The following is a 24,460-nucleotide window of genomic DNA, read 5'->3' on the forward strand; positions in this document are numbered from 1 at the left end:
CTAGCAATGGCTACGCTTTTTCAACACAAGATAGATCTCCAGTGGCCCCATTGTTCCTGAAGTGATGAATGCCACTGGGAGGAGGTTGGTGATGCCTACTATCAGGGTTTTTTAGGCACTAGTGGCGCTTTAGTGATGTAAAGATCTTTAGTATAAAATAGGTTCATCTGGTTACGGTCACTGAAGCCACCAATAGAGGGTTTCACCAGCCTCACTGCCACGAGGTGGATCATCGGGATAACCGGGACATCCTCAGCTAATTGCGCCTCTGCTTGGTGATACAGGGGATAACGTTCAGTCTCATAGAGGCATTCAGCTGCCTGATCAAGCGACTGATCGAAATTCAGATTACAGTAACCGGTCGTATTGTAGCTAGAATGCGATATGAACTCACTGAGCAGGGCATAGGGCTCACAGTAAGTGGTAAAAGCACCAAAGTGTGCTGCTTGATAATTTCCTGAGCGTCTCTCTGCTAAAAAAACTTTCCACTCCTGATGGGTGAGGGTTGTTTCTACGCCTAAGTGAGTACGCCATAGCGTGCTGACCAGTAGTGCTAACTGTTTATTGGCCTCAGAGGTGTGGTAGAGCAGCGTAAAACGTAAGGGGTTTTTAGCGCTATAACCCGCCTCTTTGAGTAGTTTTTTGGCCGTTTGCAGGCGCTGTTCCGAACGCCATGAACGCCAGGGAGGCTGGTAAGCGGTTAACCCCCCTAAACCCTGGGGGACCACATTATAAGCGGGCTGCGCTCCTGAGATGAGCAACTGTTGTAAGATGAGTTGGCGATCGAGTACTAAATTCAGGGCTTGACGTACCCGGACATCATCAAATGGCGGGATTTTAGTATTGAATTGATAGCCTTGCACCGCAGGCTTTGGAAAGAGTCGAAATTCCTTAGGAAACTCCTGTTGTAATTTTTGTAACCGGGCTGAGGGAATTCTAGAATGGGTCAGATCGATAGCGCCGGTCCGATAGCCGGCAATTTCTGGTTCTTCATCGAGTGGTAGATAGGTGACTTGATCAATGACAGTCTGGTGATTGTTCCAGTAGTGGGGATTGCGGACGAGCACAATCTTATCATTAATAATCCGTTTTTTAAGGCAATAGGCACCATTGCCTACCCAGTGGGCGGGTAGGGTCCACTGCTCCCCCTGTTGCGTAATGGTCCCATGATGTACAGGCAGCAACGCGCAATGAACTAACAATTTCTTTAAAAATCCTAGCGGTTGCGATAGCGAGAGCTGCAACGTCAGTGGACCGAGCGCTCTCACCCCTAAGGCTTCAGGGGGTAACTGCCCAGCAAGCACCTCATCAATATTGACGACTTTCATAATTTGTAAAATATCTGCTCTGATCGCGGCGGTTTTTGGATCGGCAAGACGCTGGAAGCTATAGACAAAGTCAAGCGCCGTGAGGGGATCACCGTTGGACCAGCGGGCCCCAGGGCGCATATAAAAGGTCCAGATTTTCTTATCGGGGCTGTAGGCATAGAGTGCCATTCCAGGGGTGACGTCACCGTGGCGATCAAGAATAAATAGTCCCTCCAGGAGATCACGCATGATCTTCTGTTCGGGTGTGCCTACGGTTTTATGAGGGTCAAGCGACTGCGGTTCGTCACCGTTGCTGATGACCAACTGTTGTACCGTGGTCAAAGGTTGGATAGCTGATTCTCCAGCGGCGCGTAAAATAGTCTGAAACCAACCCATTCCGAAGACTCCTATCAGGATAGTAGGCCAATAGTGCTGTTTTTTAAGATTCATCATCTTATCTTTTCTTTTCTTTTCTAGTGATAACGGACTATTGTTGGACCGCAAGGAGTAGTAACGCAAATGCTTTTTTATGTGTAATACTGTGTTGACTGTTTGATCTAGCTTCAGGACGGTTCTATGAACCCCATCAGGTTGATGGTGTAGACGGTTGTATTATTTATTGAAGTCGATCCAGAAACCTAAGTTGCCAGAGTGTTGCCAGAGGGATAGCACGATGAATCACACGACTGTAGTCACCTTGGCTCAAGCTTTAATCAACTGCCCCTCAATTACCCCTCATGATGCCGGTTGTCAAGCACTACTGATGCAACGTTTGCAGGCGGTCGGTTTTACGGTGGAACCGTTAAATTTCGGGGATACCAGTAATTTTTGGGCGTGGCATGGGAGTGGCTCACCCTGTTTTACTTTTGCCGGCCATACTGACGTGGTGCCGCCAGGGCCACTGGCAGCCTGGCGCTACCCCCCATTTTCGGCTCAGATAGCGGATGGTCTGCTTTATGGGCGTGGAGCGGCTGATATGAAGGGCGCTGTGGCGGCTATGGTGATTGCTGCAGAGCGCTTTGTGACCGAGCATCCTGAGCATTCGGGTCGCTTAGCGCTGTTAATCACCTCAGATGAGGAGGGAGAGGCGACTGATGGGACCCGTCGAGTCGTAGAAACCCTCCTGCAGCGTGGGGAGCGGATTGATTACTGTTTGGTTGGTGAGCCCTCGAGTGAGTCGCAATTGGGGGATGTGATAAAAATTGGTCGCCGGGGTTCCCTCAGTGCTACGGTGACTATCCAGGGGATCCAGGGTCATGTTGCTTATCCTCACTTAGTGGATAACCCACTCCATCGCACACTGCCAGCACTGCAAGCGCTGCTAGCGATGGAATGGGATCAGGGCACTGCCCAGTTTCCAGCGACGAGTTTGCAAATCACTGATATCCAGGCAGGTAGCGGGGTTGATAATGTTACCCCCTCGCAATTACGGCTCCACCTGAATTGGCGTTATAGCCCACAGCTCATCACGCCACAGATCCAACAGCGGGTGACAACGCTATTGGACGATTATCAGCTGCCTTATACTATCCGTTGGCGGCTCTCTGGGGAGCCTTTTATTACCCCCCGTGGCACCTTGCTGGAGGCTGTTGTGGCTGCGGTGCAGCACTGCACTGGCTTAACCCCCGAGCAGTCAACGGCCGGGGGCACTTCAGATGGGCGGTTTATTGCACCCATGGGGGCACAGGTGGTGGAATTAGGGGTTAGCAATGCGACCATCCATCAAGCCAATGAGTCGGTCTCTATCGCGGAGCTAACCCTGTTATGTCAACTTTATCAGCAGCTGATGCGCTCTCTGCTCAATGACAGCGATAGGATAAGTGGCTACCCCAGCGCCTAGCCTTTTTAGCAATTTTTGTTAGAATGACCGCGCTATTTTATCCTTAGGGCACCATCATTCGCTTCCCCCTATTTTATGGGAGGGTTGCTTGGTAGCCGTTGTCCTCTTTTCAAATTTTTAGGAACTCTCTTTATGAACAAACCACTATTATCAACGAGTTTCATCATCCTCTTACTGAGTGGCTGTGCCAATAGTGATCTCTACTCTGGGGATGTTTACCGGGCGGGACAAGCTAAGCAGGTGCAATCAGTGGCTTATGGAACCATTGTATATGCTCGTCCAGTCCTGATTCAGGGTGAAAATAAGGTCGATTTACTCGGGGGTCTTGCCGGTGCCGTACTGGGTGGGGTGTCAGGTAATGCCGTCGGTGGCGGGAAAGGAAAACAGTTAGCCACCGTCGTCGGCGGGTTTGGCGGGGCGATGGCTGGTGAAAAAATAGCTGATAAAATGAATCAGATCAAAGGATTGGAGCTAGAAATTCAAAAAGAGGATGGCAGTACCGTCGTGGTGATCCAGAAAGCGGATCCCCGCTTCGCCGTTGGCCAAAAGGTGCGCCTGATCGATGATGGCCGGCGTGTGAATGTTTCCGTCCTGTGATCGGACACCAATGCTAACACGACCCCACTGGGTTAGGCTGGAGAAGCCAGTCGATGACTGGGCCTCTGTTTAATTTTGGCGCGGGTCCGGCTCTGTTGCCGCCCGCTGTCTTGAAAAGGGCACAGCAACAGCTGTTAGATTGGCAAGGATGCGGCCTCTCGGTCCTAGAGCTTGGCCATCGGAGTGAGCTTTTCCAACAGATTACCCAGGCTGCTGAACGCGATCTACGGGATCTATTAGCGATCCCAAAGGAGTATCGGGTCCTGTTTATGCAGGGCGGGGCGCGGGGACAGTTTGCTGCTGTTCCGCTGAATTTATCAGGACAAGGGCGCCAGGCTGATTATATTGAAAGTGGTTATTGGTCGCGCTGTGCCGCCTTAGAGGGAGAGAAATACTGTACGGCCAAGATCATCGATGTGCGTTGCCAGCGTGAGGGCTTGTCGGCTATAAAACCGATGAGCGAATGGCCGATCTCTGATCAAGCGGCCTTCATTCATTATTGCCCTAATGAGACGATTAACGGTGTAGCGATTGATGAAGTTCCAGATTTTGGTGAGCGGGTGGTGGTGGCTGATATGTCTTCTACATTGTTGTCCCGCCCCATTGAGATCAAGCGTTTTGGGGTGATCTATGCCTGTGCTCAAAAAAATATCGGACCCGCTGGAATTACGCTGGTCATCATCCGTGATGACCTACTCGGTCGTGCCGATCAGGCACTACCCTCTATATTGAATTATACCCTGATGGCGCAAAGTCATTCCCTGTACAATACACCCCCTACGTTTGCTTGGTACTGTTGTGGCCTGATGTTTCAGTGGCTAAAGGCCCAAGGCGGGTTAGCGGCTATAGCCCTGCGTAACCAACAGAAAGCGGCAAAGCTATATGAGTTTATGGATGCTCACCCGTTTTATATTAACCGGGTCCACCCCGCGCATCGTTCATTGATGAATATTCCCTTTTGGCTTTTACAATCTGACTTAGTCGATCTATTTTTGCAGCAGGCTCAGGGTGTTGGATTATATGCTTTAAAAGGACACCAGGTGGTTGGGGGGTTACGGGCTTCGCTTTACAATGCCATGCCATTTGCAGGGGTTAACACCTTAGTCGATTTTATGAGCGCTTTTCTTCAGCATTATGGTAGCGCTAACCCTCAGTGTGGCGGTCGTTAGCGCGGCCATCACCAGACATTTCTAAAACGCTCAGGATTACTCGCCGTATAAACAACGGTATGACGGATATTTCTATGTCCTAGATAGTCCTGAATTAAGCGTGTATCAATCCCCCGATCCGCCAACGCATAGCCGCATGAATGACGTAGCATATGTGGATGGGCTTGAATGCTGATCGCTGCCATGGCACTGTAACGCTTGACTAATAAATAGACCTGTTGTCGTGATAGGGGGGTTCCTTTGCGAGAAATAAAAAGATAGTCTGACTGATGATTAGGGTAAGTTTCTCTAACCTGTAACCAAGTTTTTAAAACTCTTTTTTCTCGGGTGATGAGTGGGTGTACGGTTGAAAAACCATTTTTAAGACGTTTTATATAAATATGTCCTGCATTAAAATCGATATCAGATAGGCGCCATGAGATGATTTCACTGACACGGGCTCCATGGAGAAAGCACATCAAGAGTAAGCAGTAATTACGTTGATGATTACTGCTATTGGCAGTGGCTTCAAGCATTTTTTCTATTTCAAAAGTCGTTAAATGTTTTCTACGGAGCATGGTTTTTTCCTTGCCACAACGGCAGTTATTGTATTTTTTCTACTACTTAAACGGCTTAATGATGACTTGATCATATAAAAAAGTTCAATCATCATGACGTAGACGTTCAACACCCCAGAAAAAATAGATGCATAATGGGTAAATTAATTAATGATTAACCAATGGTCTGTAAATAGCATTCTAACTGATGCTACTAGCGCTTGTACATTAAGTAGTTACTCTGGTTTTTAGACTATCTATAATGACTAGATTGATTATTCAGCAAACTCACTTTTTAGTGACTAGCATTATATCTATTATGGTAGGTTAAATTAATAATATGAAAAAAATTACCAAGAATCCTGTCAATAACCTTAAAAATAGTCTCTTAAAGCATTGATAATAAAATAAAGTATGAAGGCCTAAAGCTGATAATTGCTTTATAAATTATTCAGTTAAAATAATAATGACTGATAAACCTAAAACAGTGATCGATTGAATAGGGGCTAAAACGCTTTTTTCCTTTTCAGTAGCAGCGCTCTAACAACCTACACGCCAGGATAGTGGCGGGGCACTGTATAGTCTAGGCTCTCTGCTCAGAGAGGGACGACCTTGGGGCTTTACAGCAGCTGATCGATGAGCAGTGATTTAAAGAGTAGCCTATAGGGGTCCTTCAATGCTTACTGTGTTTGCTTCATCCTTTGTAAGCACTGGATGGCTTGAGGCACCCCTTGTTGTAGTAACAGCTCAGTCGCTTGCAGCGCCTGATCAATGGCCTGATCAATCAACTGCTGTTCATCGGGCGGCGCCTGCCCCAGCACAAAGCTCACTACCTGTGCTTTTGAGCCCGGATGGCCGATACCAATCCGCAGACGATAAAAATCGCGACAGTGATGCAGTTTATTAATAATATCTTTTAAGCCATTATGGCCAGCGTGGCCGCCCCCGAGTTTAAATTTGACGCTCCCCACAGCGATATCCAGATCATCGTGGGCAATCAGGATCTCTTGTGGTTGCAGGCGATAGAAGTGGGCAAATTTGGCCACGGCATCACCACTTAAGTTCATAAAAGTAGTGGGTATTAACAGCGTAATCGGCTGATCGCCGCACCGCAGCTGGCCGATCTGTGCACAGAAACGCGGGTGCGGTCTTAGGGCGATCTGATAGTATTGCGCCAGGCGTTGCAGGTACCAGGCGCCTGCATTATGCCGAGTGTTAGCATAGTCGGCGCCGGGATTGGCTAAGCCGGCGATTAATTTTATAGTGCTCACTGGATTCGCAACGATCATGAACGGTGATGGGATCTCCGGCCTATAGAGGCCATTGCCAGGGTGCGCATCTTAGCGTTCAAACATGGCTGAAATAGACTCTTCATTGTTGATACGCCGGATGGCTTCCGCCAACAGCTGCGCCAGGGATAATGAGCGCACTTTATTGAGGTCCTGAATAGCCTGGGATAGGGGAATGGTATCGGTGACGACAATTTCATCGATGACAGAGTGTTCTAAATTACTAGCCGCCATTCCAGAGAATACGGGATGGGTGGCATAGGCAAACACCCGCTTCGCACCCTGTTTTTTTAGGGCCTCAGCCGCTTTACACAAAGTACTGCCGGTATCAATGATGTCGTCAATTAAAATGCAATCACGGCCGGAAACATCCCCGATGATATTCATCACTTCGGCAACATTAGCTTGCGGCCGTCGTTTATCGATAATGGCCATGTCGGTGTCATGGAGTAATTTAGCGATGGCCCGAGCACGAACGACCCCACCAATATCGGGTGAGATCACCACCGGATTGAGAAAATTTTGGACCCGCATATCTTCCAGGAGTACGGGACTGCCAAAAATATTATCGACTGGAAGATCAAAAAAGCCCTGAATCTGCTCAGCATGTAAATCAACGGTTAATAATCGGTCTACCCCCACGCTAGAGAGAAAATCTGCCACTATTTTGGCCGTGATAGGCACCCGTGCAGAGCGGATCCGTCGATCTTGGCGAGCATAGCCAAAGTAGGGGATCACCGCGGTAATACGGCCAGCACTGGCGCGCCGTAAGGCATCGATCATCACCAGCAGCTCCATTAAGTTATCATTGGTTGGGGCGCAGGTGGATTGAATAATAAAAATATCGCCACCCCGGACATTTTCATGGATCTCAACGTTGATTTCACCGTCACTAAAGCGTCCCACGCTGGCCTGTCCTAAAGCCACATGTAGGCGTGCGGCGGTCTGTTCAGCCAACAATGGTATGGCATTTCCTGTAAATAACTTAATATCGCGCATGCTGACAGCCCTGGATGGTTAATGATGAAACAGTCGTCTGGTGGTAACAGCCGGCTGATCTGGGTTTTCGCCAAGTCGAGCGCTGCGCTTACCGCCAGCTTCCCCCTTGTCTTTCTTTGGCATGGTTTGCTAATGCCTGCTGCAGAGGAGAGCGATTAACTCCACGCGCGACAAAAGCGCGCACCCCACTAGGGCGCTTATTGAGCAGTTGTTGAGCCGCTATTTGGTTAGAAAATTCAGCAAAGGCTGCCGATCCGGTACCGGTTAGTCGAGCGGGTGCGTAGTGTAACAGCCAGTTGATCACCGCTTCAACCTCAGGAAAGCATTTTTTTACGATCGCTTCACAATCATTACTGTAAGGGGGGGTTAGGCACTGCTTGAGCGTGCGGGGGGGCGTAGCGCGTTGAAGGTGCGGATGGTTAAATATTTGAGCGGTTGAGATAGCTTGTTCAGGATAGGCTACCAGATACCAAAGCTCTTGAGGAGCAGCTGGCTGTAGCTGTTCGCCGATGCCTTCGGCAAAAGCGGCCTGGCCATAGAGAAACACGGGGATATCAGCCCCCAAGATCACCCCCAACTGTTGTAGTTCAGCGCTGGAGAGTCCACAGCCCCAGAGCTGGTTCAATGCCGCTAAAGTGGTTGCCGCATTGGAGGAGCCGCCCCCTAAGCCACTGCCTAGGGGCAACTGTTTATGGAGCGTGATAACAGCCCCTTGACGGCAGTCAGTGGCCTGTTGCAGTAACCGCGCTGCTTTAATGATTAAATTGTCTTCAGGGGGGACACCGGGCAGGGAGGTCTGTAGCTGGATCTGATCCTCTGCTTGTGGGGTGATGGTGAGGGTATCGCCATAGGTTAGGAATTGAAAGAGGGTTTGCAGGGTGTGGTAACCATCGGGACGGCGGCCGGTAATACTCAAAAATAGGTTTAGCTTTCCGGGTGCCGGCCAAGTGGTGATCATTAGGGGAGTGTCCATTGATCGATTTTTAGGAGCAGCCGGTGGCTGCCGATCTCAAGCTGCAGCTGAGTCGGTAGGGATAAGCGCCCCTGATCACGGTAGGCGAGATAGTTCAAGTGTATCGGGGAGGGATCAGCATGGATGAGCTGTTTTAATCGCTGCTGGCTATCCAGTTGATACTGGTCATGAGGGGTTGGCAGGCCAATAAGCCAGTGTGCTAACAGCGGTAGTGGAAGTTCGAGGCCACTTTGGCACTGGAGGAATTGTTCAGCCTGCTCGCCTTGGTAGTGCTGCCCTTGGTGATCTTGTAGGCGCACGGTACTGCCTTGTTGTTCCAAGAGCAACAGGGTTTGGCCCAAGGGATGCGTGAGTCGCCATTGCAGGTGATTGGGACCGTTCTGCTGCCAGTTGAAGCGGGCATAAAAGGAGCGCTCAGGGGTCCGGTAGATCAAACTCCCGCGGGCTTGATAACGGATCAACTGCTGTAACTGCAGCTGGCGTTGAGGCCAGGTGAGTACCGGCTGTTCAGGAGGGCGGGAGCTACAAGCACTCAAGCAGAGCGTCAAGGCTACTAATAATAGACGCCATCCCCTGTTAAACTGACAATAGGTGATCATGAGTGCACTTAGGGCCCCGCCATCGGATCAGGATAATCCTATTGTTGGCTTTAAAAAGATTCAAGTACATGATTTAAAAACAGTCGTCCATGTTCAGAGAGTTGCCAACTGGTCGGGGATTCCTGCAAATAGCCCTGTGAGATCAGCTGATCCAAGATAGGTCGAAGTTTCGCTTCATCTACCCCAGTGAATCGCGTGAAATCAGATCGGGGGGTTGGTTCCAGGAGGCGCCAGCGGTTCATAAAGAACTCTAAGGGTCGTTGATCGAGCGGCACCGCAAACTGCTGCTGGCGATGGTGCCCCTGAAGATAGCCACGAGGATGGCGGGTTTTAACAGTACGCAGGATCTCCCCCCCCGGGAAGCTGATTTTACCGTGGGCACCACAACCAACCCCGAGATAGTCGCCAAAGCGCCAATAGTTCAAGTTATGTTGACTGTAGTGCTCATCACGCGCATAAGCGGAGATCTCATAGGGCTGATAACCAGCTGCTTTCAGCAGTTGATCGCCCTGTTGCCAGATGGCCCACAGCTGCTCATCAGGCGGTAGTGGCGGCGGCCGTGATCCAAACGCTGTCTGGGGCTCTAGGGTCAGTTGATACCAGGAGAGATGGGTGGGTGCTAGGCAGACGGCTTGTTCGAGATCGACTAGCGCTTGTGCGAGTGATTGATGGGGCAGGCCATGCATCAAATCAAGATTCACTCGGGTTGCTGGCAAGTTCATCGCCAGTTGGACTGCTCGAGTGGCGGCCTCTGGGCTATGGATGCGTCCCAAATGGCGTAGGCTGTCGGCGTTAAAGCTCTGAACTCCGATAGAGAAGCGATTCACCCCAGCCGCCTGATACCCGATAAAGCGCTCCTGCTCGACGGTACCTGGGTTGGCTTCTAGCGTAATTTCCATCTGTGGGGCGAGCGGCACCCGCTGGCGGATCCCCTGCAGCAGATTCTCGACGGCTTGGGCCGTGAGCAGACTGGGGGTTCCGCCGCCAATAAAAATAGTATCAATCGTGCGCCCTGGAATCAGCTGCCGATCAGTGGTTAAATCTGCCAACAGTTGGTCGATATAAGCCTGCTCAGGGATCACACCCTGTTGTGGATGAGAATTAAAATCACAATAGGGGCATTTTTTAACGCACCAGGGAATATGGATATAGAGCCCGAGCGGCGGCAGTTCAAGCATGAGGTAGAACGGTGAGCAGTTGTCGTAGCGCTTGGCCCCGGTGTGAGTGCTGAAATTTTTGCTCACGGCTTAAGGCTGCGGCTGTGCAGTGGCGATCAGGCAGGTAAAACAGCGAATCATAACCAAACCCTTGATCACCGCTGGGGTGTAGCGCGATCGCTCCCTGCCAATGGGCTTGACTAATCAGCGGGGCAGGATCGTCAGCGTAGCGTAAATAGACGATAACACAGTAGAAGTGTGCGGTTCGTTGCGCTGCAGGCACCTGCTGCAGTTGTTCTAGCAGTTTGTGGCGATTATCAGCTTCACTGGCGTGTTCCCCTGCATAACGGGCTGAATAGATACCGGGGGCACCCTGCAGGGCCTCAACGACCAGGCCGGAGTCATCCGCCAGGGCTGGTAGCCCGCTCTGCTGTGCACAGTGGCGCGCTTTCAATAGTGCATTCTCAATAAAGGTCTGGCCGGTCTCAGCAATCGGTTGGATTTCCCACTGACTTTGGGTCACGATCTGGTATCCCAAGGCACCTAGCGGCTCGGACAGCTCCTTGACTTTACCGGGATTGGCCGTCGCTAAAACAATTGTTGAGCCCATTAGAGGCACTCCTGCTCGGTGGTGGATAGCTGTAGCGCATCAGGCAGCTGTCGGGGCGCTTGAATACGGACCCGTTTATAGCGACTTCGATCGCCTCGCTCTAGAATCACTTGGCGTTGCTGCACCCCAAACTGTCGCGCTAGAAACTGACATAAACGCTTGTTAGCTTGCCCCTCCAGCGCTGGGGCTTGGAGTTTTATTTTCAACTGAGTACCGGGCTCACCGGCGAAGCAGTCTGTCGAAGCATTCGGCTGCACAGCGATCCTTAAAATCAGATCCGTCCCTTCCCAGACTAGGGGGGATCCCCTCATAAATAGCTCCAGAGTGATCCAAAGAGGTCGCTCCCGAGATAATCTAGGGTGATAAGCAGCAGCATGAATGCCATCACAGAAAAGTCTAGCCCATTGGTAGTGGGTAATCGACGACGGATGGGTTGTAGCAGAGGCTCAGTCAGCTGTTGCAGCGTATAGTCAATGGGTTGAGTCCGGTAGTTGATCCAGATGCCCAGTGCACGGAGCAGCAGAATCCAAAATAGCAGCTTACCGCTGCACTTGAGTAGCCCCAGCAGTCCAAGCAAACAGTAAAAGAGGGGAGAGGTGGTGCTCGCAGCGTGGTTACTTTGCAACAGTAGTAGCGCAGAGGCTCGCAGGGTGAGCAGCGTGAAAGCCAGCAAGAGGGCAGCTGTATCAACCCGGGCGCCCAGCGGCAACAGAGGATAGAGTAACCGGACGACCGGTTGAGTCCAGCGGGCGGTCAGCTGGTAAAAGGGGTTATGACGATCGCGGACAACACCATATAACCAAGCCCGTAGTAACAACAGTAGGGTATAAAAATCAATGACAGTTTTACCAATAAATACCAGAGTAAGCATTATGTAGTCTATTCCTTGGTCAGTCGAGCGACTGTTGTAGGGCTTCAGCCCGCAGGACAGCAGCTTGCATGGCGGCGTTAATCGTAGCATTGAACTGCTGTTGCTGGAAGATCTGTAGAGCAGCTTCTGTGGTACCACCTTTAGCCGTCACCTGGTCACTTAAGGCTTGCAGGGTAAGCTCTGGTTGTTGAATGGCCAGGTGTGCCGCACCTAATGCTGCTTGTTGCACCAGTTGACGAGCCTGTTGTGGCTCTAGACCCATCGCAACGGCACTCTGCTGCATGCTGTGCATCCACTGGAAAAAGTAGGCTGGGGCGCTGCCTGCGGCCGCGATCACGGTATTGATATCCTGCTCTTTGGCGAGCCAGCACACCTCGCCAACTGATTGTAACAGTGACTCAGCAAACGCCTTATCTGCAGAGGAGACCGATGGAGGAGCGTATAAGCCGCTCATGCCATAACCAATTGAAGCGGGTGTGTTGGGCATGACGCGGATAATCGTATGCTGCGCTCCTAACCGTTGTGCGTACTGCTTGAGGGTGATCCCGGTCACCACGGAGAGTATTAATTTTTTCGAGAGATCGCCGCGGTTTAGGCTTTGACAAACTGCGGCCATCTGTTGGGGCTTAACCGCCAGGATAATGACGGCGGCGGTTCTAGCGGCCACAAGATTATCTTCAGTGGTGGCGACCCCCGTGGCGGCGGCTAAAGCCTCCCGGCGAGTAGCCGTAGGAGCTGCCACGGTAATACAGGTCATGGGATAGTCAGCAGCCTGTAGGCCGAACAGCAGAGCGCGGGTCATGTTGCCCGCGCCAAGGAAGGCAATGGTTCGAGGCTGCATACTATTATCTCCTGTTGACTAGACGAGGACCGAACAGTGCTGTTCCGAGGCGTACTAAGGTACTGCCAGCTGCAATGGCCTCGGAGAGATCATTAGACATCCCCATAGAGAGCGTGTCAAATTGTGGATAGTTGGCCTGTAGTGCTTGGAAAAGTGCTTGGGCTTGACCAAAAAGGGCTTTGGTGTGTTGTGGATCAAGCGTGGGGGCTGGCAGTACCATCAGACCGCGCAGGCACAGATTTGGCAGCGGTTGTACCGCCTGAACTAGGGGGATTAATGCTTCGGGTAATACGCCGTAACCGACGGCAGGCGAGCGTAAATTAACCTGGATCAACACTTGGAGTGGTGGGCGCTGGATCGGGGCACGGGCCTGGCTAAGCTGTTCGGCCTGTGCTAGCGTCGCAATGGTTTGAACCCAATCAAAATAGGTGGCGACTAAGCGGATCTTATTGCGCTGTAACTGGCCGATAAAGTGCCATTGTAGTGGCTGGAGATCACTGAAGGCGCTCCAGTAGCGAATTTTTGCAACACCTGCTTGCACATAATTTTCACCGTATACCCGCTGACCGCTCTTGATAGCAGCCGCCATCGCCTCTAAGGGCTGATTTTTGCTAACCGCCAGCAATTGAATGGTTGCAGGATTACGGTGTACTGTGGCAGCGCTCTGCGTGATCTGGGCTTGAACAGCCTGTAGATTTTTTTGAAAGCAACTCATACCGCGTGCTAGGAGGGTGCAGGGAGTGGTGGGAGCGCTAACCAGCTCTCTAAAATAATGGTAGCAGCGAGGTTATCCACCTGCGATTTACTCAGGGCTCGGTAGCCCCCCTGCTCGAACAGCCGGGCACGAGCCTCCACTGTGGAGAGGCGTTCATCGTGCAGACGCACTGGTAGTGCACAGTGTGTCTGCAAAGTACTGGCAAACTGCCGAGCTGATTGTGTTAGCGGTTGTTCACTGCCATCCATATTCAGCGGTAGGCCAACGACGAGTGTCTCAGGCTGCCAAGTGTGTAGCAAAGTCGCCAGCTGTTGCCAATTGGGAACTCCATCACAGGCCTTCAAAGCCATTAAGGGTCGCGCCTGTCCGGTGAGGCGCAAACCAATGGCTGTTCCAATATGGCGTAAGCCAAAATCAAAAGCGATCACCGTTGCGGACATTAAGCGTGTCCACCCTGGGAGACAATTTGCCAAGCATCTTGGATGCCGAGCTGTTTAACCGCCGCTTGCCAGCGTTGATTAATGGGGGTGTGGAAAATAATGGCTGGATCGGCTGGAGTGACTAACCAACCAGTTTCAGATAACTCTTGTTCCAATTGCCCCTGTTGCCAACTGGCATAACCGAGCGCCACTAAAAAATGGGGGGGTTGTTCAGCAGTTCCCAGGGTTTCCAGAATATCGCGCGAATTGGTCAACATGGTCTCTGAAGAGACCGACAGACTAGAAGAAAAACCAGCTTGTGGTGAGTGCAAAATAAAGCCACGATCGTTGGCAACGGGGCCGCCATTGAACACGGGGTAGTCAACGGGAGTATCGGTTTTTTCAATTTTTAGCTGTTGCAGTAAGGCCTGCACAGTCAGTGTGAGTGGGTGATTAATCACAATGCCCATCGCCCCTTGTTCTGTATGGTCACACAAATAGACCACGGACTGCTTGAAAAAGGGGTCCTGTAGCGTAGGCAGCGCAATTAAAAAATGGTGGTGCAGGCGCATGGGATACTCAGGTTAACTACAGAGTAGACAGTGAGGATTAGTATGCGCATAATCGTGACTGAAGTCACGGGCTTCCGTGTTTAAAACCCCTCTATTCTCTGTGCGATCAAGAGGCGTTGGAACCTTAGGCGATCGACCGCAACGGCTAGCAGTGTTTTCGAACAGTTTGTTAGACACGCCAGGCCATGCCAGAGTCCTCTATTAGCAATGGCTGTTGACACGTTTTGATGAACCTATCAAAGGGAAAACAGCCATTGACAATTAAAATAAAAGGTACCGAGAATGACAGTGAACTTTTTATTTAAAATTAGGTGGATGCCATGGATCGTTTGCAAGTTGCACAAAAAAGTAGTCAGGTGGATTTATTAAAACAGTTTCCGTCGATGCTGTCTAAAGCACTGACTAGTGTATCTGAACGGCCTTCTTTTATAAAAAAAATCTCAAAACCTCTCAACATGACGGACCACTCACCTGAAATTGAGATCATCCAGCAAACCCCTATTTTGACTGATGAAGAGACACCGGAACAGTTGTATAGTGCGGATAGAAATTTCTATGTTAATCGTATGTTAGAGGTGGTTCCTCTGGATGATGCTACTTTTAAAATCACCAACTTTACGCCCACCGATTTTGAAAAAGTGACCGTGTTTATGCAGTTGTCAGATATCGGTAGCCCAATTGCTTTAGGGTGTCTCAATGAGCTTAAAGGTCATTCTCAACTCATCTGCCGTTACCCTTTTGTTAAAAAAGAGCAATCTTATAAAACAGATACAGATTATCGGATTGTTCTGGGTCCTAATACACGTTTATCAGAGTGTCAACCAGTTTTTGAGGTGTACACCGATCACCGAGTCTTTGAAAAATTACAACAAATAAAAGTGAATTGGCAAATTCGTTTTTATCATAAAACAAATCAAGGCGGTACTGACGTCACCCCACAGTATGCTAGAGCTTACACAGCGCTCATCCCAGAAATTGCCTGTATAGTCAGTAGTGATGAGTATCAGGATCTTTTTTTAAAAGGACAGTTTGGTCTCTGGCGAGATCTTGATCATTTAGAAAATGAGGATGGCACAGACAATACAACCACTTTTAGTTCTGAAGAACTCAAAGTGATCTATGAGAATGGAATGAATTTTCAGGTGTACCGTCTGGGAGTGCTGGCTGATGATAGCGGGATAGGTGGAACTGGTTTTTGTACCAATAATTTTGCTAGAATTGCTCTAGTTAAATATTATTTTTCTTGGGAGGATGATGCAATATTTGAAACTTTTGGTCACGAATATGGTCATGCTGTCTGCTTCCCTCAGGGGTATACTAACCATGAAACTAATATTCCACACCTTGACTTTTATAAAGGGAATGGGGGGCTATTTTCAAAATTATATCAACAGCTTATCAATAGTGATAGGCTACCCTTTTCGCAACCTGGTATTACCCCTAATGTTATTATGGGATTTGGAAAAGAGTTTTCTAGGATCGATCGGTTGCTTGATAAAAAACAATTACCTTGTGTGCTTGATCAAATAGATGAAAGAGAGAAACAAGAGGAATGTTATCTTTCTAATCAAGCAATTTTTTTAGATTTAATCCATAAAAAAAATCAAGAACATTTAATATTTAAGGTTTTAAGAAGAGCAGAATTTTTATATAATAAATTACAAAAAAACTTACAAAAAAATATCCAGGTCTCTTCTGAATTATTAGATCGATTAAAAACTGAGGTTTTGTTTGATCAACTGTTCCCTCAGGGTGAGCAAAACCAAGATCATTCAATAAAAAGCAGTCAGATTACCCATTATCTATTGGATGCCATTCCTGATTTAAAAAGATTTTCCGGTGACTGGTCAGCAGCCAGGCTAGGTGAAGTAGCGACTAACCAACCCACCCCAGTGGTTAACCAGAAGCTCATTCAAGATCTAGCAGCTCACCAGGGAGATGAACCAGTGATGGTCTCAACCGCTGGGCTCTCTTCTAGGCAGTTATTAACCGCTGATCCTGTTTTATTGAATGCTGCCTGATCGATCATGACCAGGATCCCGTCGATGATTTTTCTGGTGTCTATTAAAACTCTCCCTGTAGCCTAATCTGCTTGAGGGCCCAGTGGTGGCGAGGCTACAATTTGGGGAGCTTCTAAAGGATCAGTCACCCTGTTTTTTGACCAAAACAGTGTTATGTACTGGTCTGGGTGCCACGCAGCGTCAACCGTTATTCGATGGCATCGAGCAGCAGGCCAGTAATAGACATCGGGTACGCTGCTTCAATTTCTTGTAGGCAGGTGGGACTGGTGACATTGATCTCCGTGAGGTACTCTCCAATAATGTCTAAGCCCACGAACAGCAGCCCTTTCTGTTTGAGTAGCGGCCCCACCTGTTCAGCGATAGCACGATCACGGGCAGTCAGCGGGCGGGCTTCACCACGCCCACCCGCTGCTAAATTACCGCGAGCCTCGCCCGCTGCTGGAATACGGGCTAGGCAGTAGGGAATAGGCTGGCCATCGACCAGCAGAACGCGTTTATCACCCTGTTGGATCTCAGGAAGATAGCGTTGCGCCATGCAGTAGCACCGGCCGTATTGGGTTAAGGTTTCAATCATCACCGCGCGATTGCGATCCTGGCGCTGCAGATAAAAGACACTACTCCCCCCCATGCCATCCAGCGGTTTTAGAATGATTTCAGCGTGCTGCTCATGAAAGTGACGAATCAGCGCGGCCTGTTGAGTCACTAGGGTCTCTGGCATCAGATCGGCAAACCAGGTGGCGAATAGCTTTTCATTACAATCACGTAACGCTTGTGGTCGATGATGACCAAGGTCCCTTGCCTTTCTGCCAGCTCAAGCAGCTGGGTGAGGTGGAGGTAGCGCGTATCGAAGGGGGGATCTTGACGGATCAATAGCACGTCTAGTTGGCCTAATGGCAGCGTCTGTTGCTGGCCAAAGGCAAACCAGGCGGTCTCACTCCGCATCACTTGCAGCAGCCGACTGCGGCCGTAGAGTACGCCATTCAGTAGTGAGAGATCGGCAGGCTCTAGGTAGTGCAGCTGCCAGCCACGTTGTTGGGCAGCCAGGAGCCAGGCAAAACTGGTATCTTTGTGACTATTAATGGAAGCAATCGGATCCATCACGATCCCCAGGGTGATCATGGGGCTCTCCTCTGCGGGATCGGCTGGGTGGTAGTCGCTGGGGCCGTTGAGTGCAGGGTAGTGAAACTCTCGGCGGCGGCAGCGATGGTACGGTCAACATCCGCTTCACTATGGGCTAACGACATAAAGTGACTTTCAAAGGCTGAAGGGGCTAAGTAGATCCCGCGAGCCAACATCTGGTGGAAAAACTGCTTAAAGCGTTCCACATCGCACTGGTGAACCTGCTGCTCATTGGTGACGCTCGCAGCAGAGGTAAAGAGCACTCCCAGCATCCCCCCCACCTGCTGGACCAATACCGGGATATTGGCCGTGGCTGCCGCTGCGCGCAGGCCAGTGGCCAGGCGGTTTGCCAGCGCCTGCAGGCGCTGCTCATGACCAGGGCGTGCTAACTCTGTTAGGCAGGCATAACCAGCAGCTAGTGCAATAGGATTCCCTGAGCAGGTTCCTGCTTGATAGACCGGCCCTTGAGGGGCGAGCTGCGCCATAATCGTGCGAGCACCGCCAAAGGCCCCCACGGGCAAGCCCCCACCAATAATTTTCCCCAAACAGGTGAGATCGGGGATAACGTTATAATAGGCTTGGGCACCCCCCAAAGCGACGCGAAACCCAGTCATCACTTCATCAAAGATTAACAGGGCTCCAGAGTGATCACATAAGGCCCGCAGGCCAGGCAAGAACCCTGGCAGGGGTGGAATACAGCTCATGTTACCCGCTACTGGTTCAACAATGACAGCAGCAATCTGCTCGGGATAAGCAGTAAAAGCAGCGGCCACCCGCTCTAAATCATTATAGGTGGCCACCAGGGTATCTTGGATCGCCCCTAAGGGAATGCCGTGCGAATGGGGTTGACTATCGGGCAAAGCTCCTGAACCTGCTTTGACCAGGAGGCTGTCGACATGGCCGTGGTAGCAGCCAGCAAATTTAATGATTTTATCGCGCCCGGTATAGCCGCGTGCCAGACGGATGGCACTCATCGTGGCTTCAGTTCCTGAATTGACCATGCGAACTTGTTGCAACGAGGGAAGCAATTCGGTCAACAGTTGTGCCATCTGGACTTCGATGGCCGTGGGTGCCCCAAAGCTTAAACTATGAGCAGAGGCGCTCAACACCGCTTGCTGGATGGCGGGATGGTTGTGTCCTAGAATCATCGGACCCCAAGCCCCCACATAATCTAAGTAGGCTTGACCATCGACATCATAGAGCCAAGGTCCCTGCGCTGATTGAATAAAGCGGGGGGTGCCGCCGACAGCAGTAAAGGCGCGGACTGGGGAGTTAACGCCACCAGGCATCAGCTGCTGGGCCTGCTTAAAGAGTTGCTCTGATTGGGACATCGATTAGCCAGTAGTCGTAGGAGTAATCCCCCTATGTTAAAGCAACCGGTAGGCTGTCGCTAGCTTCGATATGGAGGAGAGCCTACCAGTGACAGGAGCGTTTGCCGTAGTATTCCTCTGGATAATCGATGAAGGATCCAGTTACACTGATGGGATGCAACTGCACTACCGTCTACAAGGTCAAGGCCCGACGATTGTTTTATTACATGGACTGTTTGGCAGCCTAGATAATTTAGGGGTTTTAGCCCGTGATTTACAGCGGGACTATACTATCCTGTCGCCCGATCTGCGTAACCATGGGCGCTCGCCGCACAGTGCTGAGATGAACTACACCCTGATGGCTCAGGATCTGTTAGCGCTGCTAGCAGCGTTGTCGCTGCCGCCGGTGATTCTGTTAGGTCACTCCATGGGAGGCAAAGTAGCGATGGCAATGGCCTTGCTGGCGCCGCAGCCGATCAAACAGTTACTGGTGTTAGATATCGCCCCGGTCGCTTATGACCAACAGCGTCATAACGCTATTTTTAAGGGGATTCAGGCGGTGGTGGATGCTGAGGTTGTGCAGCGTCCGGCAGCAGTGCAGGTGTTACGCGCCTTAAACTTTGAAGAGGCCACCCTGCACTTTTTATTAAAGTCGTTTCATCAGGGTCAGTGGCGTTTTAACTGGCCGGTACTACAGAGAGGCTATCCGGCTATTAGTGGTTGGGATATTCCGGGATCCTGGGGCGGACCTGCCTGTTTTATTGGTGGTGAGTGCTCAGATTATCTACTACCCACCTATCACTCCCAGGTGAAGCAACAATTCCCGCGTGCGGAGATTCATCGCCTGCCACAAGCAGGCCACTGGTTAGCCAGTGAGCAGCCCGAGGCGGTGTTGCAGAGGGTACGCCAGTTTATAGCAGCCGCGCAGGAGGGGCAGGGCGGATTAAGCGCATAATAACATTGACTTCGTCGAAGATTCGGGTAGGATCTGCCGCCTTGACTGCAAACGATAGAGAGCAGATCCCCGCTAGGATGCTCTCCCGTTGAATGGTTTTGGCGCGTTGGCAGAGTGGTCATGTAGCGGACTGCAAATCCGTGTACCTCGGTTCGATTCCGGGACGCGCCTCCAATGATCAACCGAACCTCCCATCATCGCGCTTTCACTCAACGCTGTTAATAAACACAGGGCTCACCGACTGGACGCGTCTTAAATCGCCGGTGTAGCCACATGTATTGCCCGGGCGCTCGTAAAATTTCTGTTTCAATCGCTTGGTTCATCAGGGTGGTGGCTGCCACTGGATCGGCGGGCAGCGGGGTAGCTAATGGTGGTTGTAGCATGACCGAATAGCCTTGTCCCTCTGGATGCCGCAGCGGTGTGAACAGGACCACAGCAGGATTGGCATGACGAACTAAAAAGTGAGTTCCTAGCGTCGTAGCCGCCTGTTTTACCGCAAAAAAGGGGACGAAGACACTGTTGTTAGGGCCGTAGTCATGATCGGGGGCGTACCACAATATCGCCCCCCGTTTCAGCTGTTTGACCATCCCCTTAATATTTTTGCGATTGATCAAGGCCTTATTAGATCGCAAGCGCCCCCGCACCTGTAACCACTCTAGTAAAGGGTTATTGTGTGGACGGTAGACCCCAATGCCAGGAAACCGCAGCCCGAAAACCCGGGCGCCGAGTTCCAAGCTAAAAAAATGGATCCCAATCAAGAGGATCCCTTGCTGGATCTGTTGCAGGTTGCTGATAGCGTCAGTACCACTGAGCGTACACCACTGGTTAATCCGTCGATTGGACCAAAACCAGGCCATACCGCACTCTATCACTCCTAATCCAGCCGATTCAAAAGAGTCGATTAATAGCTGCTGCTGCTGCTGAAGCGTCAGGTTTGGAAAGCACTGCTGTAGATTGCAGCGGGTAATGTGGAGCCGACGGTGGGCAAATCGCATAGAGCACCGCCCTAAGCGTCGCCCCAAGCGATAGAGCAGGGGGTAGGGCAGTTGCACTAGTAGCCACAGTAGGCCAATACCCAACCATAGGCCCCAATAACGGGGTTTTAACAGCTGCCAACGCCACTGCGAGCCGGTTATTTGCATCACCAGTTGTTAACGCCTAGGACTCAAAAAAACAGGAGAAGAGCTCTGATAGGGATCTATCTCCTCGGAAGCCCAGAGCCTCAGCGGGTGAGCGCTCAAACTGGCTGGGTTGGCCAGCGAGAATAGCGTTCAGCGATTCATCGACCGCATAGTGAATCAGCGGCAGTGAATCACGGGTCATCCGCTGCTTGAGCGTCTCAATGAGTGAATGAGAGGTGGTGGTGATCCCAGGTAGCGTCACCACGCGCTGATCCCCCCAACTGCTGCTCGGCAGCAGCGCGCTGTGTAGTAAATTATTCACGATAGCGTGTGTGCTAGCCAGCCAGAGCGGCAGCCTGGGATCAATGGGCCAGGAGACCTCTTTATTGGCCAGTAAGTTCTGGATCAGCGGAGCAAGAAAGGTGGTGATATGCTCTTGGCCACTGGCAGGTTCAAGCCGTAGCAGAGGCAGACGTACGATCCGTCCATCGATGAGCCCCCGACGAGAATAATCTTTGATCAGCAACTCACTCAAAGCTTTTTGAGTACCAAAGGCAGAGTGTGGATGGAGTGCAGTAGCGTCGGTTACCGTGGCTGATCCGACAGCCGTTGAACTGGTCAAAATCAGGGTGCAGGGTTTTAGGGCACGACGGCTGGCTTCTAGAATCTGGCGGGTTGCATCGAAGTTAATCTTGATACCGAACTCAAAATCCGCCGCAGTTTGCTGATAGCCGATGGCCGCCAAATGAAACAGAATATCTACCGGCTGATACAGGAGAGCCTCTATGGTTCCTGGGGCTGCTAAATCAGCGACTTGGCAACGGACCCGCCGATCGGCCGTAGGACGTACTGGTGGAATCACATCGATCAAATAGAGCTCTTTAAAATCGGGAAACTCCTGGGAGGTCAATAGCGCCTGAGCTAAGCGCTGGCCTAAAAAACTCGCCCCGCCGGTGATAATAATTTTCATTGACACACTCCAGCCTCACCAACCTTGGCGAGGGGGCATCGTTTAGCCCGTTTTGGTTATTGACAAATGGTATGGTCGTTGAAGAATAATGCAAGGGTCCTGAAGAGAAATTATTCACAGGCGGTGTGGTTGGGGTGGTGCAGTGACTGCTCTAGCCAATGGCCTAACTTAGTGGCTTTGGTCGCCAAGTACTGTTGATTATGAGCATTATGGCCTACGTGTAGCGGCACCCGCTCGATAATCTTCAAGCCTGCCTGCTGCAAAGCCGCTACTTTATGGGGATTATTCGTTAATAGACGTAAGCTGCCAATACCCAACAACCTAAATAATTGAGCACACTGACTAAAATCGCGTTCATCCGCGGCAAATCCGAGTTGGTGGTTAGCCTCCACCGTATCAGCACCCTGGTCTTGTAAGGCGTAGGCACGGAGTTTATTTAATAAACCAATCCCGCGACCCTCCTGACGGTGGTAGAGTAACACCCCCCGTCCACTCTCTGCAATGGTCCTCATGGCGGTGTGTAGTTGAAAACCGCAATCACACCGTAGGCTGAACAGGGCATCACCGGTTAAACATTCGGAGTGCAGGCGAGCTAACACCGGCTCTGGCGTGGTCACATCACCGATGATCAAGGCTAAAAGCTCTTGTTTCCGCTTCGGATCATGAAAACCCACCAACTGAAACTTCCCCCAGGGCGTTGGGAGTTGTGTTTCAGCAACGCGTTGTAATAACATCAGGAATCAACACCTCTCGATCGGATGGCTTGGAGAGTACATTTCTAGGGAGTATTATCACCGGATCAGCTAGTAATAGCGAGGTATCAGGGATGCTGTGAAGCGATCAGCCGTTAGAAAATGGTTATTGCTGGGCCCGATAGTGAAAGGTTGGGCTATTCAAGGCATGGCCTCAGCTGAAACGCCCGGGGTACCCAGTGGCTTCAGCTTAATTGAGCCCTGAGCATTGAACAGCGGCATCATCAGAGCACGATCGACTCGGCAAACAGTGATCTCACCAATTGGCAGAAAACTATAAACAGTCGTCGACCCTTTCCGGTATCAAGTGTACTAGCCCTTCTGGTTAGTTGAGACTTTTTAAGGTCGAACAACCCCTTCAGCTTAATTAAGCTCACCATTTACTTTTATTTAGAACTTAACAAAATGGGCTATAAGGTAAAGTAATTCTAGCTCATTAAAAAAAGGAAGTCGACTGCCATTTTTATAAGAAATTCTTTGGTTTAACCTGTTGTTATTAATGATTTTTTTCCTATTTTTTTTCTTTTGATTGTTTTTTATCCTCTGCGTTTTGCTATTTTATAGAAGTTTGAACCTTTTTATTTTACATTAAACAACCCATTTTAAATCATAAAAAGTATCATTTTTAACCATTAAGTATAATAAAACAACTTTTTGTTTATTTATCACACAGAAAAACGATCGTTGTTATTAACATTTTAGCCCATTTTGTTAATAGGCAGATTTTTATAGAAACAAAATAAATCATAAATAGAAATAAAAAATCAACATACTGCCGACGCTTGCCAAGCGTCCTTGTAGGGAGCTGACTGTTATATTGGTAGCGTTGATGAACATTTGTATAGTTATCAAAATCTATCCATGAATACTGTTGGAGGAACAATGGAAAATAATGCTGTTAAAAGCGAAATAATTCATCCTAAGCAAAGTAATTATGACACCTACTTCATACCCCAAGAGGTGGGGCACATTCGTAATGTTCCTTTATACCGTTTAGTCTCTTACTGGGGGTTGCAGAAAAAAAATTATGTCTGTAGAGATGATATTACAACCGCTTTTGGCATCTCCTTACGGCAAGCTTCTGGGATTATTTCTTCTATCTATAGAAAGCATCAAGACATTATCTGCTCCATTAAACGTGTTAAATCAGGCAAAGGAAATATTGCTAAAAACTATATGTTGATTCATGATGTTCTAGAAGAAAAAAAGAAAAAACGCGCGGTAGTGATTTTACCCTCCCTTCCGGGGGTGCGAGCAAAAAAATCACAAGATAAAGGGCAACTGCTCTGGTCTTGCCTGCTCAGTAGGCCGACTCCACAAATTTAAAATTATTCTAAAATTTTTAAAAGAGCGGATAAAATCATGCTAGAAAAATCAGTAAAGAAAAAAGATATCGCCCGCGCGTTAGCTGTTCAACATCATCTCACTGAAGAGCAAGCAAATCATCTATTAACGGATGTTTTAGATATGATTTGGACACTGCTATTGAAAAAAAACAAAGTCTGCCTCTATCGCTTTGGATCGTTCTTTTTAAAAAAGAAAAATAGCCGTTCAATGAGTAATCCACGCACTGGAGAAGCCATGTTAGTACCAGAAAGAACAGTCATGTGTTTCCGCCCGTCCCGTAAATTTAACAAACGATTACGGATGCAATCTGATGCGGGGCTGTTATGAGGGCCCTAGTTTATCAGCAGGTGCAGGATCCCAAATGATTATTA

25 protein-coding genes, 1 tRNA gene and 1 pseudogene are annotated in these 24,460 nt (G+C 49.9%); 8 read left to right on the plus strand and 19 right to left on the minus strand.

Translation table 11 applies throughout. The features are described 5' to 3' along the window. Positions 1-101 precede the first annotated feature (101 nt). A complete protein-coding gene (locus tag NL324_RS05180) occupies positions 102-1,703 on the minus strand; it encodes an ABC transporter substrate-binding protein (protein WP_253306602.1) in 1,602 nt (533 codons plus the stop codon). A 277-nt stretch (positions 1,704-1,980) separates the two neighbouring features. On the opposite strand from NL324_RS05180, the gene dapE reads away from it, so the two are divergent. From dapE to serC, 3 genes are all read left to right on the plus strand, one after another. Continuing rightward, complete coding sequence (gene dapE, locus NL324_RS05185; RefSeq protein WP_253306603.1) at positions 1,981-3,147, plus strand: succinyl-diaminopimelate desuccinylase; 1,167 nt, start codon at positions 1,981-1,983, stop codon at positions 3,145-3,147. 132 nt (positions 3,148-3,279) lie between these two features. Further along, complete coding sequence (locus NL324_RS05190; protein ID WP_253306604.1) at positions 3,280-3,744, plus strand: outer membrane lipoprotein; 465 nt, start codon at positions 3,280-3,282, stop codon at positions 3,742-3,744. A gap of 53 nt (positions 3,745-3,797) precedes the next feature. Then, complete coding sequence (gene serC, locus NL324_RS05195; protein ID WP_253306605.1) at positions 3,798-4,913, plus strand: 3-phosphoserine/phosphohydroxythreonine transaminase; 1,116 nt, start codon at positions 3,798-3,800, stop codon at positions 4,911-4,913. A gap of 8 nt (positions 4,914-4,921) precedes the next feature. Here the strand turns inward: serC and NL324_RS05200 are convergent, their stop codons facing one another. The 13 genes from NL324_RS05200 to NL324_RS05260 all read right to left on the minus strand — a co-directional run bounded on the left by NL324_RS05200 (position 4,922) and on the right by NL324_RS05260 (position 14,494). Next, complete coding sequence (locus tag NL324_RS05200; protein WP_253306606.1) at positions 4,922-5,470, minus strand: tyrosine-type DNA invertase; 549 nt, start codon at positions 5,468-5,470, stop codon at positions 4,922-4,924. Positions 5,471-6,129: 659 nt separating this feature from the next. Further along, the gene (gene pth, locus NL324_RS05205; protein ID WP_253306607.1) at positions 6,130-6,738 is read right to left on the minus strand and encodes an aminoacyl-tRNA hydrolase; all 609 of its coding nucleotides are present in this window, start codon (positions 6,736-6,738) and stop codon (positions 6,130-6,132) included. Between the two features lie 51 nt (positions 6,739-6,789). Beyond that, on the minus strand, positions 6,790-7,737 hold the full coding sequence (locus NL324_RS05210) for a ribose-phosphate pyrophosphokinase (RefSeq protein WP_253306608.1): 948 nt from the start codon (positions 7,735-7,737) through the stop codon (positions 6,790-6,792). An 88-nt stretch (positions 7,738-7,825) separates the two neighbouring features. Beyond that, positions 7,826-8,695 (minus strand): 4-(cytidine 5'-diphospho)-2-C-methyl-D-erythritol kinase, encoded by an 870-nt coding sequence (ispE, locus tag NL324_RS05215; RefSeq protein WP_253306609.1) that lies wholly within the window; start codon positions 8,693-8,695, stop codon positions 7,826-7,828. Further along, the gene (gene lolB / locus NL324_RS05220; protein WP_253306610.1) at positions 8,695-9,309 is read right to left on the minus strand and encodes a lipoprotein insertase outer membrane protein LolB; all 615 of its coding nucleotides are present in this window, start codon (positions 9,307-9,309) and stop codon (positions 8,695-8,697) included. The genes ispE and lolB overlap by 1 nt, the downstream gene beginning before the upstream one ends. Positions 9,310-9,359: 50 nt before the next feature. Continuing rightward, positions 9,360-10,487 (minus strand): radical SAM family heme chaperone HemW, encoded by a 1,128-nt coding sequence (gene hemW / locus NL324_RS05225; protein WP_253307134.1) that lies wholly within the window; start codon positions 10,485-10,487, stop codon positions 9,360-9,362. Next, on the minus strand, positions 10,480-11,076 hold the full coding sequence (gene rdgB / locus NL324_RS05230; RefSeq protein WP_253306611.1) for an RdgB/HAM1 family non-canonical purine NTP pyrophosphatase: 597 nt from the start codon (positions 11,074-11,076) through the stop codon (positions 10,480-10,482). The genes hemW and rdgB overlap by 8 nt, the downstream gene beginning before the upstream one ends. After that, positions 11,076-11,387 (minus strand): DUF167 family protein, encoded by a 312-nt coding sequence (locus tag NL324_RS05235; protein ID WP_253306612.1) that lies wholly within the window; start codon positions 11,385-11,387, stop codon positions 11,076-11,078. Before NL324_RS05235 ends, rdgB begins: the two co-directional genes overlap by 1 nt. Further along, positions 11,384-11,947: a YggT family protein gene (locus NL324_RS05240; RefSeq protein WP_253306613.1), complete on the minus strand. Its 564-nt coding sequence runs from the start codon at positions 11,945-11,947 to the stop codon at positions 11,384-11,386. Before NL324_RS05240 ends, NL324_RS05235 begins: the two co-directional genes overlap by 4 nt. Before the next feature lie 19 nt (positions 11,948-11,966). After that, positions 11,967-12,788, minus strand: coding sequence for a pyrroline-5-carboxylate reductase (proC, locus tag NL324_RS05245; protein ID WP_253306614.1), 822 nt, complete (start codon positions 12,786-12,788; stop codon positions 11,967-11,969). Between the two features lie 4 nt (positions 12,789-12,792). Next, positions 12,793-13,503, minus strand: coding sequence for a YggS family pyridoxal phosphate-dependent enzyme (locus NL324_RS05250; RefSeq protein ID WP_253306615.1), 711 nt, complete (start codon positions 13,501-13,503; stop codon positions 12,793-12,795). 8 nt (positions 13,504-13,511) lie between these two features. Next, a complete protein-coding gene (ruvX, locus tag NL324_RS05255; RefSeq protein ID WP_253306616.1) occupies positions 13,512-13,943 on the minus strand; it encodes a Holliday junction resolvase RuvX in 432 nt (143 codons plus the stop codon). Beyond that, positions 13,943-14,494 (minus strand): YqgE/AlgH family protein, encoded by a 552-nt coding sequence (locus NL324_RS05260; protein WP_253306617.1) that lies wholly within the window; start codon positions 14,492-14,494, stop codon positions 13,943-13,945. The genes ruvX and NL324_RS05260 overlap by 1 nt, the downstream gene beginning before the upstream one ends. A gap of 320 nt (positions 14,495-14,814) precedes the next feature. Here NL324_RS05260 and NL324_RS05265 point away from each other — a divergent pair, with 320 nt between their 5' ends. Beyond that, positions 14,815-16,515 (plus strand): hypothetical protein, encoded by a 1,701-nt coding sequence (locus tag NL324_RS05265; protein ID WP_253306618.1) that lies wholly within the window; start codon positions 14,815-14,817, stop codon positions 16,513-16,515. Between the two features lie 187 nt (positions 16,516-16,702). On the opposite strand, the pseudogene gshB reads toward NL324_RS05265, so the two are convergent. Both gshB and hemL read right to left on the minus strand, forming a co-directional pair. After that, positions 16,703-17,634, minus strand: a pseudogene (gene gshB / locus NL324_RS05270) (glutathione synthase). Further along, positions 17,631-18,965, minus strand: a complete 1,335-nt coding sequence (hemL, locus tag NL324_RS05275) for a glutamate-1-semialdehyde 2,1-aminomutase (protein ID WP_253306619.1) — start codon at positions 18,963-18,965, stop codon at positions 17,631-17,633. The pseudogene gshB and the gene hemL overlap by 4 nt, the downstream one beginning before the upstream one ends. 88 nt (positions 18,966-19,053) lie before the next feature. Here hemL and NL324_RS05280 point away from each other — a divergent pair, with 88 nt between their 5' ends. Continuing rightward, positions 19,054-19,899, plus strand: a complete 846-nt coding sequence (locus NL324_RS05280) for an alpha/beta fold hydrolase (protein WP_366516341.1) — start codon at positions 19,054-19,056, stop codon at positions 19,897-19,899. A gap of 100 nt (positions 19,900-19,999) precedes the next feature. Continuing rightward, positions 20,000-20,073 (plus strand) — tRNA-Cys (locus NL324_RS05285). 44 nt (positions 20,074-20,117) lie between these two features. Here the strand turns inward: NL324_RS05285 and lpxL are convergent. The 3 genes from lpxL to ribA form a co-directional block, all read right to left on the minus strand. Continuing rightward, entirely contained in the window at positions 20,118-21,041 is a 924-nt protein-coding gene (gene lpxL, locus NL324_RS05290) for an LpxL/LpxP family Kdo(2)-lipid IV(A) lauroyl/palmitoleoyl acyltransferase (RefSeq protein WP_253306620.1), read from the minus strand. 16 nt (positions 21,042-21,057) lie between these two features. Continuing rightward, positions 21,058-21,990, minus strand: coding sequence for an NAD-dependent epimerase/dehydratase family protein (locus NL324_RS05295; RefSeq protein WP_253306621.1), 933 nt, complete (start codon positions 21,988-21,990; stop codon positions 21,058-21,060). A gap of 110 nt (positions 21,991-22,100) precedes the next feature. Next, positions 22,101-22,724: a GTP cyclohydrolase II gene (gene ribA / locus NL324_RS05300; protein ID WP_253306622.1), complete on the minus strand. Its 624-nt coding sequence runs from the start codon at positions 22,722-22,724 to the stop codon at positions 22,101-22,103. A gap of 900 nt (positions 22,725-23,624) precedes the next feature. Here ribA and NL324_RS05305 point away from each other — a divergent pair. Next, on the plus strand, positions 23,625-24,068 hold the full coding sequence (locus NL324_RS05305) for a CaiF/GrlA family transcriptional regulator (RefSeq protein ID WP_253306623.1): 444 nt from the start codon (positions 23,625-23,627) through the stop codon (positions 24,066-24,068). A gap of 36 nt (positions 24,069-24,104) precedes the next feature. Beyond that, the gene (locus NL324_RS05310) at positions 24,105-24,416 is read left to right on the plus strand and encodes an HU family DNA-binding protein (protein ID WP_253306624.1); all 312 of its coding nucleotides are present in this window, start codon (positions 24,105-24,107) and stop codon (positions 24,414-24,416) included. Positions 24,417-24,460: the final 44 nt, after the last annotated feature.

It is taken from the genome of unidentified bacterial endosymbiont (genome assembly GCF_918320885.1).
Classification (GTDB): Bacteria; Pseudomonadota; Gammaproteobacteria; order Enterobacterales.

Bases quoted from the DNA above. Each gene is read 5' to 3' on its own strand.
- NL324_RS05310 (WP_253306624.1), top strand. From the start codon at position 24,105: ATGCTAGAAAAATCAGTAAAGAAAAAAGATATCGCCCGCGCGTTAGCT.
- pth (WP_253306607.1), bottom strand. From the start codon at position 6,738: ATGATCGTTGCGAATCCAGTGAGCACTATAAAATTAATCGCCGGCTTA.
- NL324_RS05190 (WP_253306604.1), top strand. From the start codon at position 3,280: ATGAACAAACCACTATTATCAACGAGTTTCATCATCCTCTTACTGAGT.
- lpxL (WP_253306620.1), bottom strand. From the start codon at position 21,041: ATGCAAATAACCGGCTCGCAGTGGCGTTGGCAGCTGTTAAAACCCCGT.
- rdgB (WP_253306611.1), bottom strand. From the start codon at position 11,076: ATGGGCTCAACAATTGTTTTAGCGACGGCCAATCCCGGTAAAGTCAAG.
- NL324_RS05250 (WP_253306615.1), bottom strand. From the start codon at position 13,503: ATGAGTTGCTTTCAAAAAAATCTACAGGCTGTTCAAGCCCAGATCACG.
- NL324_RS05210 (WP_253306608.1), bottom strand. From the start codon at position 7,737: ATGCGCGATATTAAGTTATTTACAGGAAATGCCATACCATTGTTGGCT.
- hemL (WP_253306619.1), bottom strand. From the start codon at position 18,965: ATGTCCCAATCAGAGCAACTCTTTAAGCAGGCCCAGCAGCTGATGCCT.
- proC (WP_253306614.1), bottom strand. From the start codon at position 12,788: ATGCAGCCTCGAACCATTGCCTTCCTTGGCGCGGGCAACATGACCCGC.
- NL324_RS05200 (WP_253306606.1), bottom strand. From the start codon at position 5,470: ATGCTCCGTAGAAAACATTTAACGACTTTTGAAATAGAAAAAATGCTT.
- dapE (WP_253306603.1), top strand. From the start codon at position 1,981: ATGAATCACACGACTGTAGTCACCTTGGCTCAAGCTTTAATCAACTGC.
- NL324_RS05265 (WP_253306618.1), top strand. From the start codon at position 14,815: ATGGATCGTTTGCAAGTTGCACAAAAAAGTAGTCAGGTGGATTTATTA.
- NL324_RS05235 (WP_253306612.1), bottom strand. From the start codon at position 11,387: ATGAGGGGATCCCCCCTAGTCTGGGAAGGGACGGATCTGATTTTAAGG.
- NL324_RS05295 (WP_253306621.1), bottom strand. From the start codon at position 21,990: ATGAAAATTATTATCACCGGCGGGGCGAGTTTTTTAGGCCAGCGCTTA.
- ispE (WP_253306609.1), bottom strand. From the start codon at position 8,695: ATGATCACCACTTGGCCGGCACCCGGAAAGCTAAACCTATTTTTGAGT.
- serC (WP_253306605.1), top strand. From the start codon at position 3,798: ATGACTGGGCCTCTGTTTAATTTTGGCGCGGGTCCGGCTCTGTTGCCG.
- NL324_RS05180 (WP_253306602.1), bottom strand. From the start codon at position 1,703: ATGGGTTGGTTTCAGACTATTTTACGCGCCGCTGGAGAATCAGCTATC.
- ruvX (WP_253306616.1), bottom strand. From the start codon at position 13,943: ATGTCCGCAACGGTGATCGCTTTTGATTTTGGCTTACGCCATATTGGA.
- lolB (WP_253306610.1), bottom strand. From the start codon at position 9,309: ATGATCACCTATTGTCAGTTTAACAGGGGATGGCGTCTATTATTAGTA.
- NL324_RS05260 (WP_253306617.1), bottom strand. From the start codon at position 14,494: ATGCGCCTGCACCACCATTTTTTAATTGCGCTGCCTACGCTACAGGAC.
- NL324_RS05305 (WP_253306623.1), top strand. From the start codon at position 23,625: ATGGAAAATAATGCTGTTAAAAGCGAAATAATTCATCCTAAGCAAAGT.
- ribA (WP_253306622.1), bottom strand. From the start codon at position 22,724: ATGTTATTACAACGCGTTGCTGAAACACAACTCCCAACGCCCTGGGGG.
- NL324_RS05240 (WP_253306613.1), bottom strand. From the start codon at position 11,947: ATGCTTACTCTGGTATTTATTGGTAAAACTGTCATTGATTTTTATACC.
- hemW (WP_253307134.1), bottom strand. From the start codon at position 10,487: ATGCTTGAACTGCCGCCGCTCGGGCTCTATATCCATATTCCCTGGTGC.